This is a genomic window from Arthrobacter sp. TJ-178, assembly GCF_058269275.1.
This window is the reverse complement of sequence record NZ_JBZCNK010000004.1, coordinates 294,858-310,672: the sequence shown is the minus strand read 5'-3', so window position 1 is coordinate 310,672 and position 15,815 is coordinate 294,858. Positions and strand designations below refer to the sequence as shown.

The 15,815-nt window shown below is 65.3% G+C and carries 11 protein-coding genes and 1 tRNA gene; 5 read left to right on the top strand and 7 right to left on the bottom strand.

The features are described from left to right. Positions 1-35: 35 nt before the first annotated feature. Both AC4D2Q_RS13065 and AC4D2Q_RS13060 read right to left on the bottom strand, forming a co-directional pair. Complete coding sequence (locus tag AC4D2Q_RS13065; RefSeq protein WP_490946854.1) at positions 36-752, bottom strand: class F sortase; 717 nt, start codon at positions 750-752, stop codon at positions 36-38. 119 nt (positions 753-871) lie between these two features. Continuing rightward, positions 872-1,693: a DUF4397 domain-containing protein gene (locus tag AC4D2Q_RS13060; RefSeq protein ID WP_490925878.1), complete on the bottom strand. Its 822-nt coding sequence runs from the start codon at positions 1,691-1,693 to the stop codon at positions 872-874. Between the two features lie 247 nt (positions 1,694-1,940). On the opposite strand from AC4D2Q_RS13060, the gene AC4D2Q_RS13055 reads away from it, so the two are divergent. Continuing rightward, a tRNA-Arg gene (locus tag AC4D2Q_RS13055) sits at positions 1,941-2,013 on the top strand. A gap of 81 nt (positions 2,014-2,094) precedes the next feature. Here the strand turns inward: AC4D2Q_RS13055 and yicI are convergent. After that, complete coding sequence (yicI, locus tag AC4D2Q_RS13050) at positions 2,095-4,272, bottom strand: alpha-xylosidase (RefSeq protein WP_490946852.1); 2,178 nt, start codon at positions 4,270-4,272, stop codon at positions 2,095-2,097. Further along, a complete protein-coding gene (locus tag AC4D2Q_RS13045; protein WP_490946850.1) occupies positions 4,269-6,311 on the bottom strand; it encodes a beta-galactosidase in 2,043 nt (680 codons plus the stop codon). The genes yicI and AC4D2Q_RS13045 overlap by 4 nt, the downstream gene beginning before the upstream one ends. Positions 6,312-6,470: 159 nt before the next feature. On the opposite strand from AC4D2Q_RS13045, the gene AC4D2Q_RS13040 reads away from it, so the two are divergent. After that, positions 6,471-7,487, top strand: coding sequence for a LacI family DNA-binding transcriptional regulator (locus tag AC4D2Q_RS13040; RefSeq protein ID WP_490946848.1), 1,017 nt, complete (start codon positions 6,471-6,473; stop codon positions 7,485-7,487). A gap of 47 nt (positions 7,488-7,534) precedes the next feature. On the opposite strand, the gene AC4D2Q_RS13035 is transcribed toward AC4D2Q_RS13040, so the two are convergent. From AC4D2Q_RS13035 to AC4D2Q_RS13025, 3 genes are read right to left on the bottom strand one after another with little or no spacing between them, the layout of a single operon-like run. Further along, on the bottom strand, positions 7,535-8,452 hold the full coding sequence (locus AC4D2Q_RS13035; protein WP_490925873.1) for a carbohydrate ABC transporter permease: 918 nt from the start codon (positions 8,450-8,452) through the stop codon (positions 7,535-7,537). Next, positions 8,449-9,489, bottom strand: coding sequence for an ABC transporter permease (locus AC4D2Q_RS13030; protein WP_490946846.1), 1,041 nt, complete (start codon positions 9,487-9,489; stop codon positions 8,449-8,451). Before AC4D2Q_RS13030 ends, AC4D2Q_RS13035 begins: the two co-directional genes overlap by 4 nt. Further along, positions 9,489-11,204, bottom strand: coding sequence for an extracellular solute-binding protein (locus AC4D2Q_RS13025; protein ID WP_490946844.1), 1,716 nt, complete (start codon positions 11,202-11,204; stop codon positions 9,489-9,491). The genes AC4D2Q_RS13030 and AC4D2Q_RS13025 overlap by 1 nt, the downstream gene beginning before the upstream one ends. 255 nt (positions 11,205-11,459) lie before the next feature. Here AC4D2Q_RS13025 and AC4D2Q_RS13020 point away from each other — a divergent pair, with 255 nt between their 5' ends. The 3 genes from AC4D2Q_RS13020 to AC4D2Q_RS13010 all read left to right on the top strand — a co-directional run bounded on the left by AC4D2Q_RS13020 (position 11,460) and on the right by AC4D2Q_RS13010 (position 15,804). Further along, the gene (locus tag AC4D2Q_RS13020; protein ID WP_490946840.1) at positions 11,460-14,339 is read left to right on the top strand and encodes a glycoside hydrolase family 3 C-terminal domain-containing protein; all 2,880 of its coding nucleotides are present in this window, start codon (positions 11,460-11,462) and stop codon (positions 14,337-14,339) included. 281 nt (positions 14,340-14,620) lie between these two features. Next, positions 14,621-15,298, top strand: a complete 678-nt coding sequence (locus AC4D2Q_RS13015; protein ID WP_490946838.1) for a single-stranded DNA-binding protein — start codon at positions 14,621-14,623, stop codon at positions 15,296-15,298. After that, on the top strand, positions 15,295-15,804 hold the full coding sequence (locus AC4D2Q_RS13010; protein WP_490946836.1) for a DUF6993 domain-containing protein: 510 nt from the start codon (positions 15,295-15,297) through the stop codon (positions 15,802-15,804). The genes AC4D2Q_RS13015 and AC4D2Q_RS13010 overlap by 4 nt, the downstream gene beginning before the upstream one ends. Positions 15,805-15,815 lie beyond the last annotated feature (11 nt).

The window sequence follows — 15,815 nt, the reverse complement described above, 5'->3', positions numbered from 1 at the left end:
GCCTGTTGGCCCGCCAGGGGGGTCGGCAGTTTTCCCTATGATACCGGTGCCGCTGTCAGGACCACGTTATCTTCGTAGTCGTCCTGCGCTTCGAGCCATTTACCGCCGCACGTCACCAGTTTAAGCCGGGGCTCGCCGGTGCGCTCGAAGAGGCGGTGGCCGTCCAGAGTTTTCTTGGCGATGTTCTCCACACCCTCGGTAGCGTACCGCTGGATGGAGCCGTCCTCCCTCGTGACATTGATGATGGTGCCGGGCGCAACGTCCTTGAGTCCGGCAATCGGCAGCTGCTCGGTGCGTGAATCGACGTGCGCTGCGAGAACCGCGGAACCGGCTGCAGCCCCGGGAGCCGGTCCGTACTTGTACCAGCCCGCCTGATAGTGGTTGTCGGGCAGTGTCATCGCTCCGTTGTCCTCGACTCCCACCGGAACCACCTCCAAATCAATCCCCGTCCCGTCCACCGTGACGCGTACCGGCTGCGGCACGCTGGCCTCGGCCTCCGGCACCGCGGGGCGGATGGGGATGGTGGAAGGATCGACGGCGACAGTCTGCGGGGCGGAAGCTCCCGGTGCCGGGGCGGAAGATGCCGGTGCTGAAGGGGCGGGGGACGAGGTTGCGGGGGAAGAGGTTTGGGCAGCGGGGAGCCGCTCAGTCTGCCCGCTGGTATCTCCGGAGCAGGCCGCAGAGCCGCCTGACAACGCAACCACTAGGGCTGCGCCGGCCCAAAATCTGCGCCCGGAGGCGGAATGCGGCATGGGGTGAAACGTCCTTTCCAGGGTGGGATCTGTTAATTCCAGCTCCGGGGAGGGGAGAGGGGGGCGAAACGGCGGCCGGAAGTGTGCTCCGGCCGCCGTTCCGCGGAAATCCCGGGTGCTTAGTTCCGGGCCCCTGCTGCCTTGTTGTTGCGGCGTGCCACTGCGGCTGCGCCGACGAGGAGCATCACTGCCACGGAGGCGCCTGCCGCAAGGGCTGCGCCGTTGCCGTCTTCAGAGGCTTCCAGCGCACTCGGAACGGCGTTCGGAGCCGATTCCATGCCGCCGATTGTCTGGGTGGCAAGGGCGAGGTTCCCGTCGGCCAGCGATCCCCACGCGTAGACGAAGGTGTGGGTTCCTTCGGGCAGCGTCAGATCGGCCGGGCCGATCACCGGAGCAGTGGTTCCTGCTGCGGCTACCGACGCGGAGATTGTTCCGGCGTCCACGGCCAGCGTCTTCTCTCCCGGGTTTTCCAGGTTGGTGATGACCGGGGCTCCGTTGGCCAGGACGTCCACGGCAGGTGCTGCGGCGTCGTGGCGCACCGTCAGGTGTGCCTTGCCCGGAGCCACCGTGGAAAGGTCGTTGGTGTAGAAGTTCGCCGTCGGTGCACCGGAGGCGTCGAGGTTGGCCACGGCGGTGTAGTTTCCGCCGGCAGCCAGGTTGACGTTTACCGGTCCAATGATCGGAGCCGAAGCATCTGCGGCGTCCGGCGCAGTGATGGCCAGCGCGTAGCTGCCGGCGGGCAGGTCAAGCGGTCCGGCAAGTGTCCCCGGGGTGAAGTCGTCCAGGGTGAGTGCACCGTTGACGTACACGTCCACGGTGGTGTCGGGGATCGCATGCAGGACAGAGAGCTCGGCGGTGTCCGCAGCTGCGGCAGGGGTCATAAAGCCCACTGCAGCAGTCAAACCTGCTGCTGCTGCGAGGGCGGTGGCGGTCTTACGCATGGTGTCTCCTTGATGTTGGCTTCTTCGCCGGCAGCGAAGGTGTGGTGATGCTTACACCTGCTTTACCTGCGGGGGGCCGGGTTTGGATTCAACTTCAGGAGAAATCTTTTTGAGGCGGGGAATGAGGCGGAAAAAAGGGGAGGAAAACAGGGGGAGTGAAGGACGGATGCCGCGCGGAGACAGGCGCGGCGTCAGGGCGCGGCGGTCCAAGGGCTCCTCCCCCAGCCGTAGTATCATCGTTTGGTTGCCCCCCGTAGCTCAATGGATAGAGCAACGGCCTTCTAATCCGTAGGTTGCGCGTTCGAGTCGCGCCGGGGGGACTCAAACGAACCGGACTCAAACGAACCGGGCTTCGCCGCCCGCCCGCCGTCGTCCCCCCCCCGCCAGTTCAGACCGCCGGGTCAGACCGCTTCCGCGGACACCGCACCCCCGCTGACCGTCACGGCGAAGCGGACACTGTTTCCGCTGGAACCGGGCAGCACCACGTCAGGGTGTTTTCCGTCCGGAACCTGGAAAGCCCGGAATTCCACCTCTCGGGCCCAGTCATACTCCGGCCGGTCTTCCACGGTTCCCATCGGAAGCACGGTTCCCGGGCGCACAAACAATGCGGCTTCCAGCACGGAGTAGGTCCGGGTGTGCCACCGCCCGCCCTGGAGCTGCTCACCGGATTCCAGATGGGTCCAGGTGCCTTCGGGAAGGTAGAAGGACACCGAACCCCCGGGGGTGAAGACGGGGGCCACCAGAAGGTCCGGCCCGAGCATGTACTGGCGGTCCAGCTGCGCACAGCCGGGGTCCTCCGGAAATTCAAGGAACATGGGGCGCATCAGAGGAGTTCCCTCGGAATGCGCCTGCTCCGCCGTCTTCAGCAAATACGGCATAAGCCGCATCTTCAGCATGGTGAAGTGGCGCAGGACGTCGCTGGACTCGTCGTCGACCAGCCAGGGGACCCGGTAGGAATTGGATCCGTGCAGCCGCGAGTGTGAGGACAGCAGTCCAAAGGCGATCCACCTCTTGAACAGCTCCGGTTCCGGCGTTCCCTCGAACCCGCCAATGTCGTGGCTCCAAAAGCCAAAGCCCGACGACGACAGCGACAGTCCGCCGCGCAGCGATTCGGACATGGCGGTGAAGGTGGACTCGCAGTCGCCGCCCCAGTGCACCGGCATCTTCTGTCCGCCCGCGGTGGCTGAGCGGGCGAAGAGTACGGCTTCGCCTTCCCCCCGCTCGGCGGTGAGCAGGTCAAAGACGCTCTGGTTGTACAGCTGCGCGTAATAGTTGTGCATCCGCTGCGGATCCGAACCGTCATGCCACACCACGTCCGTGGGGATGCGCTCGCCGAAGTCTGTCTTGAAGGAGTCCACTCCCTGCCCCAGCAGCACCTGCAGCTGGTCCTGGTACCACTGGACCGCCTCCGGATTGGTGAAGTCCACCAGTGCCATGCCGGCCTGCCACATATCCCACTGCCAGAGGGATCCGTCGGCCTGTTTGACCAGATACCCCTTGTCCCGGCCCTCGGCGAACAGATGCGACCGCTGCGCAATGTAGGGGTTGATCCAGACGCACACCTTGAGCCCCCGGGCATGGAGGCGCCGGATCATGCCTTCGGGATCCGGGAAGGTCTGCGGGTCCCACACGAAATCGCTCCAGTGGAAGGCCCGCATCCAGTGGCAGTCGAAATGGAACACGGACAGGGGGAGGCTGCGCTCTTCCATGCCGTCGATGAAGGACATGACGGTGTCCTCGTCGTAGTCCGTGGTGAAGGAGGTGGACAGCCACAGTCCGTAGGACCAGGCCGGCAGCCGGGAGGGACGGCCGGTGAGCTCGGTGTACCGGCGCAGGATGTCCTTTGGCGTGGGACCGTAGATCAGGAAATACTGCAGGCGCTGCCCCTCGACGCTGAACTGGGTCCGGGACACCACCTCGGAACCAATCTCGAAGGACACCCGCTCCGGCTGGTTCACGAAGACGCCGTAACCGTCATTGGTGAGGTAGAAGGGGACATTCTTGTAGGCCAGCTCGCTTGAGGTGCCGCCGTCCTCGTTCCAGATATCGATGGACTGCCCGTTTTTGGTGAAGGCGCCGAAACGCTCGCCCAGCCCGTAGACATTCGTTCCGACGCCCAGGCTCAGCTGTTCGTGGACAAAGGTCTTCCCCTCCCGGTCGGTGATGACTCCAATGCTGCGGGGCACCGAGGAAGTGAGTGTCCGGCCGTTTGCGGTGAAGTCCACCTGCCAGTCTCCGGCCGTGCTTATCCGTGCGCTGACATCGCCGGAAGTGAAGGTGACATGGGATTCGTCCTCCACGATCTTGACCGGCCCCGGCGACGGGTAAAGCTCAAAGTCCGGTCCCCGGTGCACTCCGCCCTGGAAATGCTCAATGGTCACGCCGATAACGTTGTCCAGGGGAGACTCGAAGGTGACGGTGATCTGCGGACAATTCAGTGCATCTCCGCGTCCGTTGATCTTCTGCGTGGGCGCATAGATCGCCAGCCGGTCGCCGTCGACCTCCACTGCGGAGATGTCCCGCGGGCGCAGAACGCTCATGCCCTGCTTGGGCAGCCAGTATCCATCAGTGAATTTCATTGCGTTCCTTCATCTCCGTCGTCGTCGTTCAAGAAGTAATCTGCTGCGTCAAGTACGCAGGCGCCGTAGGGCTGCAGCTCCAGGAGCGGGCCGGCCTCCCGGCCCGTGAGGAGGTCAACAGCCGGTCCCGGGAGCCGGAGGGTGTGCCCCAGCGGACCGTGGTTGAGCAGGAACAGCCACTGTCCGCGGACCACTGCCTCCACGTCCCCGGGCAGTGCCTCCGGAAATGCAGGCCGGATGCCGGCAGCGCGGAGCGCAGCCAGCAGCACCGCCGTCATGGCGGCGTCGTCCAGGTCCGCTCCCAGATACCAGCTCTGGCCCGCACCCCAGCGGTGGTGTGTCAGCGCGGGCTTGCCCTTGAGTGGTCCGCCGGCAAAAGATGCCACAGCGTGGGCACCGTCCAGACGCAGGTCCTCACCCCAAAACTGCGCCTCAGCGGGAGCATGGGCGCCCCCGGAAAAGGTGACGGGGCACGGCTCGGGAAGCGGAACCCACTCCTCGCCGCTGGCACCCAGGCACTTGTGCAGAACGGCCGGAAAGCGGCCGGTGGCCAGGCGTGCGTTTTCGTCCGCCACCGCGCTGAACGGCCCGACGAACAGGGCACCCCCGCCCTGGACATACTGATCCAGCGCCTGCGCATGGTCGTCCCGCAGGAGGAACAGGTTCGGCACCAGCACCAGGGCAAACCCGTCCAGGTCCGCGCCGGGATGCACTACCTCCACGGTGATGCCGTGCCTGCGCAGGGGCCGGTAGAAGGAGAGCATCTGGTCCATGACGCGCAGCCGTTCGGAGGGGCGGGCGCTCTCCTCGGCGGCCCACCAGCTCTCCCAGTCGAAGAGGACGGCGATGCGCGCCGGAACGGATGTTCCCGCGACCGGCGCCAGCCGCTGCAGTTCTGCCCCCAGGGCTGCGGCTTCGCGGTAAACCCGGGTGTCCGCGCCGGCCAGCGGCACCACTGCCGAATGGAACCTTTCCGCTCCTGCAGCCGATTGCCGGAACTGGAAGAAGCACACGGCGTCAGCGCCCCTCGCGACCGCCGACAGCGCATCCAGGCGAAGCGTCCCCGGCGCCTTGGGGACGTTGTGGCCGCGCCAGTTCACGGCCGACGTTGCGGATTCCATCAGAAGCCAGGGACGGCCGCCGCCGAGCCCGCGGCAGAGATCGTGGGTGAGCGAACCAAGCTCCCGGGAGCCCGTGTCGGCGGGATCCGTGTACCAGTCATTGGCCACCACATCGATGTCTGGTGCGAAGGAAAAATAGTCCGCACCGCGGAAGAAACCCATGAAGTTGGTGGTCACCGGATGGTGCGGGTCATGCCTGCGGATAATGTCCCGCTGCAGGCGGTAGAGGGAGAGCAGCTCGTTGGAGGTGAAGCGCTTGAAATCCAGGCTCTGTGCGGGATTGCCGATGTAGGGTGCCCGGCGCGGTGGAAGGATCTCCTCCCAGGCTGAATAGCGCTGGCTCCAGAAGGCGGTGCCCCAGGCCCGGTTGAGCTCCTCGAGGGTGCCGTAGCGTTCCTGCAGCCAGCGCCGGAAAGCGCCTGCGCTTTCATCGTCGAAGCTGACCTGCCCCAATTCGTTTCCGACGTGCCACATGGCGACGGCGGGATGGGAGGAGTACCTCGCGGCCAGGGCTTCGGTAACGGCAGCGGCCGCCTTCCGGTATTTGTCCGAGGAGGGGTTGAACTGGTTGCGGGAGCCGTACCAGAGGGTGTGGCCGTCGGCGTCCTGGGGGAGTGTTTCGGGGTACCGGTGGCCCAGCCAGGGCGGCGGGGACGCGGTGGGGGTCGCCAGATCCACCTGTATGCCGCCCTCATGCAGCAGATCCAGTACGCGGTCAAGCCAGCCGAAGTTCCACTGTCCCTCCACGGGTTCCAGCTGTGCCCAGCTGAAGACGCCCACGGTCACAAGATTGATGCCGGCATCCTGCATGAGGGCGATGTCTTCGGGCCACGTTTCTTCGGGCCATTGCTCCGGGTTGTAGTCGGCGCCGTAGCGCAGGCCGTCGGAGGGGCCGTTGATACCGGGAAGAGAGTTCATCGAATCATTTCGACTTTCTGTGTTGCAATTACGGGAAAAAGACCGGCAAGTGCCCTTGTGCGGCTAGGATTTTGGAGAAGAAGTTGTCGAAAGTTTCGACGGCTGACAGCACATCTGCCCCGCCTGACGGCGTCGGGCGGTGAAGGAGGAACTGCGCCGATGCCCACCATGAGTGATGTGGCCCGCGCTGCGGGCGTCTCCGCGAGCACCGTCTCCTACGTGCTCAGCGGCAAACGCAGCATCTCCGAGCAGACCCGCCGCCAGGTGCAGGAGGCAATCGACACGCTCGGCTACAGCCCGCATGCCGGCGCCCGTTCCCTGGCCTCCAACAGGTCCAATGTGCTGGGTCTGATGGCGCCGCTGCGCGCGGACGTCAACGTGAGCGTTGTGATGCAGTTTGTTGCCGCCGTCGTCTCTGCCGCCCGGGAGTTCAACCAGGATGTGCTGCTGCTGACCCAGGAAGACGCCGGCGGTATTGAGCGTGTGACCTCCCAGTCGATGGTGGACGGATTGATCATGATGGACATCGAGGCCGCCGACCCGCGGATCCCGCGGCTGGCCAAGCTGCGCAAACCCGCCGTGCTGATTGGTGTTCCCGACAACGCCCAGGGCCTGAGCTGCGTGGATTTCGATTTTGCCGCTGCGTCCCGGATTGCCGTGCAGCATCTGGCCGGCCTGGGCCACCGGCACATCGCTTTCATCGGATCCCCGCCGGCGTCCCTCGCCCGCCACGCCACCTATGCCGACCGCGCCGCTGCCGGCTTCGAGCAGGCCTGCCGCAGTTCGGACATCAGCTTCAGCCTCCATGCCTGCGGCGCCACCTCCGCAGACCTGTCCGGCGTTCTGGACGAGCTCTTTGGGGCCGGAGCGGCGGGCCCGGCGGTCACCGGACTCGTGGTGCACAACGAATGGCTGGTGCCGATGCTGCGTGAAGCCCTCGGCGGTTTGGGCCTGAGTATTCCGAAGGACGTTTCGGTGGTGGCCGTAGCTCCCTCGGATGTGGCCACGGCATCTCTGCACCCCTGGACGGCTGTCAGTATCCCGGCAACGGACATCGGACGTGCCGCGGTGGAAATGGTGATGCACCGGCTGAATGCGGACAAACCCGTGGAAATGCGGCTGATCGTTCCGGCCCTCGATATCCGGGGAACGACGGCGGCCCCGCCTGTGCGCTGATCGCGCAGCTTCCGCACGGGGGACCGCCGCGGCTTTGCTCCGGATCCTCAACCCTTGACCGCACCGATCATGACGCCCTTGGTGAAGTGCTTCTGGACAAAGGGATAGACGAAGAGGATGGGAATCATCGCAATCACGATCACGGCCATCTGCAGCGCCAGCGACGCTGCGACACCCTGCCCCACGTCAATCTGGCCCGGCACCGACACGCCCTGGAGCACGTAGGAGCGGAGCACCACCTGAAGCGGGTTCTTGGAGCTGTCGTTGATGTAGAGGATGGCGTTGAAGAACGCGTTCCAGTAGCCCACCCCGTAGAACAGGGCAATCACGGCGGTAACCGCCTTGGACATGGGCAGCACAATCTGGGCCAGGATCCGCCATTCGCTGGCACCGTCTATGCGCGCACTGTCCAGGATTCCCTGGTCAATTCCCATGAAGAATCCGCGCAGGATGATGATGTTGAAGACGGAAACGGCACCGGGAAGGATGAGCGCCCAGTAGGAGTTGATCAGCCCCAGCCCCGATACCAGCAGGTAGGTCGGAATCATCCCGGCTCCGAAGAACATGGTGATCAGCAGAGTGAACAGGATGGGGGTGTGGGCGAAGGTTCCCGGCCGTGACAGGCCATAGGCGCAGAGGACGGAAACAACCATGCTCAGCACCGTTCCCACTGTTGTGACGCCCACGCTCACCGCCACCGCCCGGGTCACCACTCCGCCGTCGAGGATCTGGCGGTAGGCATCAAACGTGATCCCGTCCGGAATAAGGACCAGCCCGCCGGCCCCGGTGATGGTGGCCTGTGATGACAGGCTCGTCAGCACAATGGTGTAGAGCGGACCGAGGACTGCCAGGACCACGGCAACCAGTACTGCGGCTTTGGTGATCTTGCCGGCAGTGGAAGGTTCCTCCTCCCAGGCCGGCCTGGTGGAGCGCCCGCGGGCCTTGTCTTCCATGAGAACTGTCATGACTTTGAATACACCCCGTTTTCGCCCATCAGATGGGCAATCTTGTTAGCCCCGAGGATCAGTCCCAGGGACACCAGGCCCTTGATCAGCCCGGCAGCTGCCGCGTAGCTCCAGTCGCCGTTTTGCACACCCGTATAGTAGACAAAGGTGTCCAGTACCTCCGAGGCGCCGGAACCCACCGCATCGCGCTGAAGTATGAGCTGCTCAAAGCCCACTGACAGGGCATCGCCCAGCCTCAGGATCAGCAGCAGGATGATCACCGGCCGCAGTCCGGGCAGGGTGATGTGCCACAGCCGCTGCCGGCGGTTGGCGCCGTCCACGGCCGCCGCTTCATACTGCGCCGGATCAATGGCGTTCAGTGCTGCGAGGAATACGATGATGCCCCAGCCGGCGTCCTTCCAAATGGCCTGTGACGTAATGAGGAAGAGGAAGGTGTCCGGGTTGGTCATGATGTCCATGCCGCCCCAGCCCCTGGATCCGAGCAGCTGGTTGAGCAGTCCGGCGCCGCCGAAGATCTGCTGGAAGATCGAAACCACAAGCACCCAGGAGAAGAAGTGGGGCAGGTAGACAACGGCCTGGATGGTGGCGCGCAGGCCCGGGCGCACCAGCGAATTCAGCAGCAGCGCCAGGGCAATCGGCACGGGGAAGAAGAACACCAGCTGGAAGGCAGTAATCACCAGGGTGTTCTTTACCGCCAGATAAAAGCCCGGATCGGTGAACACCCGGGCAAAGTTCTGCAGGCCCACCCAGGGGCTGTTACCTATTCCAATGAACGGTGAGTAGTCCTTAAAGGCAACAATGTTGCCCAGGATCGGGATATAGGCGAAAACCACCAGCAGTGCGACGGCGGGAAGCGTCATCAGCAGCATCGAACGGTCCCGCCGCAGCCTGGTTCCGAGGCTCAGCCTTCGGGCGGGCGGGACCTTGCCGGGTTTCCGGGGTGCGTCCTTAATATGTGCCGGGGCGGGCGCACCTGGCGCACCGGCCGTCACGCTGCGCACGGCCGGATCCACGGAGGTGGGAGCACTGTCGCTCATCAGGCGCTGAGGAAGCCGGCGTAGAAGTCGCGCAGTTCATCGCCGCCGGACTTCTTCCACGTTGCCAGCGCGGAGTCGAGGTCGGACATCTTTTTGCGGCCGCGGACGATGTCCTTCGCCAGGTCGTCAAAGGGCGCGCCCAGGGACGCATACTTGGTGTCTTCCTGGATCTGCATGCCGAAGAACAGGCCTTCCTGCACGTTGGGGGCCTGCCGCGCTTCCCATTCGCTGCGCTCCTGGACGTACCCGGGGTACTGCACCATGGAGTTCACCACCGGCGGGCTGACCAGGAAGGCGTAGGTGCTGGTGACCTCGTTGCGCCCCTTGTCCGTGGCCTGTGGAATGTTCCGGTCATCCAGTTCATAGTGGACCCCCTCGACGCCGTTGACGATGAGCTGGTTTTCCACCGTGCCGAAGGGTGCGGCCATGTAATCGGCCAGGGCCAGGATTTCTTCGATTTTCGCCGGGTCGTCGGTTTTCTTGATGAAGCTGAAGATGCTGGCGGGGGAGGCCTTGAACAGGGCCGGCTTGCCGCCGTCGGGCGCAAAATAGTCCATGGCCTGCATCCGGAAGTTGGGGTTGGTGGGCAGCACCCGGGCTAGGGCCTCATGCCAGCTGCCCAGGCCGTCGCCGGCCATCAGCGTGGCGCCGGACTCAAAGCGGGACTTTGCCATCTGGGTGTTTCCGGCCACGGCATCCGGGTGGACGGCTCCCGAAGCGAAGAGCTGGGCGGTCCATTCCAGGGCGGCGCGGTACTCGTCGCTTTCCAGCTTGTGCTGGAGTTTCCCGTCCACTTCCTTCCACATCGGCACTACGCCGTGCATGATCTGCGCCAGGTTCCAGACGTCTTCCGATCCCCACCGGTTCTTGGACGCATCGGTGGCTTCCTTGGCGACCTCCAGATATTCAGCCGCTGAGGTGGGCTGCTCCAGCCCCAGTTCTTCGAACAGATCAGCCCGGAAGAAGAGGGCGTCGTTGAGCAGGGTGCCGGGGTAGGGCAAGCCGTAGAGCCCGCCGCTGAAGACACTGTATTTCCAGGCATCGGTGGGAAGGTTCGCAAGGTTGGGGTATTTCTTGACCTTGTCTCCTGCGAGGTATTCGGACAGGTCTGCGAACAGGTTTTCGGCCGCCTGCCCAAACCGGGGCGGCAGGTTCCAGGAGGGAATGACCACCCAGTCCGGAACATCCTTGGGCGAGGCCAGCACGGTCTGGATCTTGTCGCCGTAAGTGTTGCCGTCATTGACTTGAAAGTTGATGGTGGCGCCCAGTTCCTTGTTCACCGCTGCGTAGTAACTGTTGCCCGGGGCCGCGGGTGGAACCGACCACCAGGCGGGTGACATGGCCGTGTAGGTTCCGCCCTTACCCGGAGTGGAGGCAACTGACTTTGTCAGCTGAGCCGGGACGGTGGTGAAACCGGGAGTGGAGCCGTTGACGCCGGCAATGTCCGGCGTGACGAGGTCAATCGGATAGTAGTTGGGGATGAGCTTGGCGATGCTCTCGCCCAATCCCGAGGAGGAAGTGATCTGGGTGGTCGAGCTTCCGCTGCCGCAGGCTGTCAGCGCGGCGGGGATGCTGGCTGCCACCGCGACGCCGCCCAGGAGTCCCAGAAAGGAGCGGCGGTTCACCGGGCGCTGGCCAAGCTGGCCCAGGAGGAACGCTGCGGTGCCCGGCTGCGTGGTTTGCGGATGATTGCGCGTGGATCTGTTGAGCGGCATGGTCCACTCCTTTGTGGTCAGAAGGCGGGGCGGGTGATCGGCGTGATCACGACCGTGAATAGTATCGAAGCGATTCGATTGAGTTGACCATAAAGCAGGCATGGGTCGGATGCAAGCATCTCGTGTGATTTGTGACACGCCGTAGGATGGCAGTACTTCAGCGCACCACCGGCACTTTTCAACGCTGCAGAAGCGGAAAAGCGGGTGCTCCATCCGGAGAAGCGGTTCGACAAATACCAATGATTGGAAGACCACATGGCAACACCCCCGGCACCCCGTACGCCCGAATCGCTCCTCGCGGCACTGACGGTGAGCCAAAAGGCCGCACTGCTCCACCAACACTCGCCTCAGCTGGACGATCCGGAGCTGGCCGAGTTCCGCACCGGCACGGAAGCTGCCCACGGTGTGGCCTGGCTCGGAACGGCCACGGTGTTTCCCCAGACCGTCGGATTGGCTGCCACCTGGGACGAAGATCTGATTCGGCGGGTGGGACGCGTTGTGGCAGCTGAAGTGCGCACCAAAAAGATGCTCGATCCCACCGTGAGCCTCAACGTGTGGGCGCCGGTGGTCAACCCGCTGCGGCATCCGCTCTGGGGCCGCAATGAGGAAGGATTTTCCGAGGACCCGCGGCTCACCGGCCTGCTTGCCGCCGCGTACTGCAGCGGCCTGCGCGGAGAGGGGAACCGGTGGGAGACGGTTCCCACCCTGAAACACTTCCTGGGCTACAACAATGAAACGGACCGGAGCGTTTCTTCCACCCAGCTGCGGCTGCGGGTGCTGCACGAGTATGAGCTCCCGGCTTTCCGCATTCCCGTGGAGGGCGGGGACGTGGGAGCGGTCATGCTCTCCTACAACCTGGTCAACGGGCGCCCGGCCCATGTCAGTGACCTGGTCCGGGACCATCTGCGCCGGTGGACCGGGGGCGAGGACCTGGTGGTGGTCACTGATGCGGGGGCGCCCACCAGCCTGTACACCGCGGAGAAATACTTTCCCGACGCCGTGGCAGCCCACGCCGCCGCCGTCCTGGCCGGGGTCGACAACTTCACCGACGACGGCGAGAACTCCGCGCCGACCGTGGGCTATCTGCTGGCGGCCCTCGAAAGCGGGCAGCTTTCGGAGGCTGATATCGACCGCAGCGTACTGCGCCTGCTGCTGCTGCGCGCACGGACGGGGGAGTTCAGCGGCCAGAAGAAGGCTGTATCTGCAGCATCTGCTGCAACCACCACACCTGCCACCCCCGAATCCGCGGGAATCTCCGCGCGTGCCCTCGCCGCTGAGGCTGCGGCAAAGTCGGTGGTTCTGCTGCGCAACGAACCCGCGGCCGCACGGACGGCAGAAGGTTCCGCCCCTGCGGGACAGGCTGAGCCTGCGGCTCCCCTCCTGCCGCTTTCAGCGGTCGGCGGACGTGTGGCGGTGATCGGCACGCTGGGCACAAGGGTCCTGACTGACTGGTACAGCGGAACACCCGAATACACGGTCAGCCCCGGAGCCGCCCTTGCGGAACGCTTCGACCACGTCAGCATCCTGGAGGGAACGGACACCATTGCCCTGAGGAGTGTGCGCACCGGCAGGTATCTGGGATCAGCCGATGCCCGCACCTCCCTCACAGCCTCCGCGGACGCGCCAGGTGAGCCGGAGTGCTTCAGCCTTAAAGACTGGGGCAACGGAGACCTGACCCTGCGCAGTGCAGCCAACGGGCTGCTGCTGAGCGGGGCCGGCGGCTCCTACCTGTATCCGTCGGCGGAACGGGTGGGCGGCTGGGAGGTGCAGGAAACTTTCCGCTTCCACCGGGCACCGGACGCAACCGTGGCCATCCAGCACATTGGCACCGGAAAATGGATCCGCGTCGAGGCCCATACCGGCAGCGCCGTACTGATCCGGGGAACCGAAGCGGATGCGGACCGGTTCATCCTGCGCACCGTGCAGGCCGGGATCCCCGCGGCGTCAGGGGCGGCAGCGGCGGCGGACGTCGCCGTCGTCGTCGTGGGAAACGATCCGCACCTGGGCGGCCGGGAGACACTGGACCGGACGACCCTGGAGCTTTCCCCTGCGGATGCCGAACTGGTCCGCGCCGTCCGCGAAGCCAACCCGCGCACCGTGCTGGTCATCGTCTCCTCCTATCCGTATGCGCTCGGCGCGCTCGCCGACCTGCCCGCCGTGGTGTGGTCCTCGCACGGCGGGCAGGAGCTGGGCCGCGGGCTGGCCGCCGTCCTGGCCGGGGACCTTGAACCCTCCGGGCGCCTGCCGCAGACCTGGTATGCCTCGGACGCGGACCTGCCGGACATCCTGGATTACGACATCATCGCGTCAGCAGGCACCTATCAATACAGCGAAGCGGAGCCGCTGTTTCCGTTTGGCCATGGGCTCTCCTACGGCTGCGTGCATTACGACGGCGTGCGCGTCCTGTCGGAGCCGGGTGCGGCCATGCCCGCAGGCGCGGCACTGGACGTAGACGTCACAGTGTCCAATGACGGACCGCGACCGGCCTCCGAGGTAATCCAGCTCTATGTTGCTGCTCCGGGCCACCGCTTCGACTTTCCGCGCCGCCGCCTGGCGGCCTATGCCCGCGTATTGCTGCAGCCGGGGGAGCGGCGGACCGAGAGGATCAGCGTCAGCAGCGATGCCTTCGAGACATACAGCGTGAGCGCGGGCCGGATGCTGGTGGAACCGGGCAGGTATCTCCTGTTGGCGGGATCCTCCGCGGGAAACCTGCCGCAGCAGGCAGTGGTCGACGTCGGCGGGGAGGGAAGCCCGATGCGCACCAGCGGCAAGCCGGTACGGGCTGAGAGTTTTGACGCCTGCGGCAACCTCGAGCTGGTGCCCGAGACCCGCGACGCCGGCACGGCGGTGGCACCGGCGGATCCCTTCCGCCCGGCCTGGGCCGTGTATCGGGGCTGGGCGGACACCGGAGCCTCCGCCGCGGAACTTCACGTCGCCCGATCAGCCGGGGGCAGCGTGGAAATCCAGGCGATGGACGGGGCCGGAGGATGGATTCCGGCCGGACACGGCGGTGCATCCGCTGCCGTGCCTGACGGTTTCCGCGGGGATGTGGTCCTGGAGCTGCCCAAGGGCGGGGAGGAATTCCGGGTGGTGCTTCGCGGACCCGTCACGCTGTCATCACTGCGCCTGGTTTGATGCCCGAGTTGTTTGATGCCCCGTTGTTGGATGCCCGCATCGTTTGATGTCCCCGTCCTTATTGTCTGACTCTCTTCCTCCTGCACAGATTGTTCCTAAGGGCGGCGGGGCGCCTGTTGTCCACAGCCGCGGAGGGAGGGGAGCTCGGAGGGCAAGCCGGGGCTGAGACTGGGGGCATGCCGTTGGATTTCCCCCGCCGGCACCCGACATCTTGTGCGGCCCGGGAAGTTCCGGGCCGCACTCCGGGCCCAGATGTAGAGACCCAGACAGGCAGGAAGCACATGAACGACACCATCACCATCCGGGGATACGTTGCCACTGACGTTCGAAGCACCACTGCGGACAGCGGACTCGCGATAGCCGGATTCCGGATGTGCACCACTGAAAGGCGGTATGACAGGGACACCGGCAGCTGGGCGGACGGCCAGACCAACTGGTATTCCGTTTCCCTCTTTCGCCAGCTGGCCACCAATGCGGCCTTCAGCATTCACAAAGGGGACCGGGTGATCGTGACCGGCAGGCTCAAGGTCCGGCAGTGGGCCACGGATGACGGCAGGAGCGGCACCTCGGTGGATATCGACGCCGAGAGCGTCGGCCACGACCTCATGTGGGGGACCGCCAATTACCGGCGCAACGTCCAGGACCGAACCGCAACCGGCACCGCGGAGGAAAATTCGGGTTCGGGGGCTGGGGAAACCGAAACCGATGACCTGCCGGCGGATCTGGATTTGGAGACCGGGGAACTGGCCGGAACGGACTCCGGCGAGCCCCTGCACAGCATTGCCGGCATCGGCGGGGACGCCGCTGATGCCACTGCTGCCGGGAGTGGATCTGAGGCTGTGAGTGCCTCGGGCACCGGGGCTGCCGCTGCCGAAGACGGGCCGGATGATCCGTTCGTGATGCCCGGGACGCCGGTTGCGGCGGCTGGGGGACGGGGGCGTGGCAGAATGGGCGGATGATTCGCGTACGCCGCAACAGCAGGCTTCCCGGAGTTGTCCTTTCGGTACTGGTGCTCAGCTCCGTGGGCCTGCTTGCTCCCGCCGCGGCCCCGGCATCGCCTTCCACCCCGCCCGTCGCATCATCCCTGGACTCGGCATCAGCCGTGACCTCCGCGTCTGCCTCGGCCCGCGGAGTTCAGATAGAGGGGGTTCAGCAGACGGTACCTCCGGCCACTGGGGACAAAACGGCCCGAAGCCTGACCGAGGCCCTGGAAGCGCTCGCAGCCGCGGAGCCCAGCCCTAACCGGGCGATGATTCGGGACGCTTTTATCGCAGCCGGGTTTGCCGGCGATTCGGTGGAAGTGTCGCTGGACGTGACGCCCACCGGCCTCGCCGTGGATTCCATTCGGGGAGCCGCGGCGGACCAGGGGTCGTGCACCTTCGGCGAGGTGCGGGAGGGCCAGGTGTCGGTCAGCGTGCTCCCGGGGCTCGACAGCGGATTCTGTTTCGTGGGCGACCAGCGGTAGTTCCTTGGGCG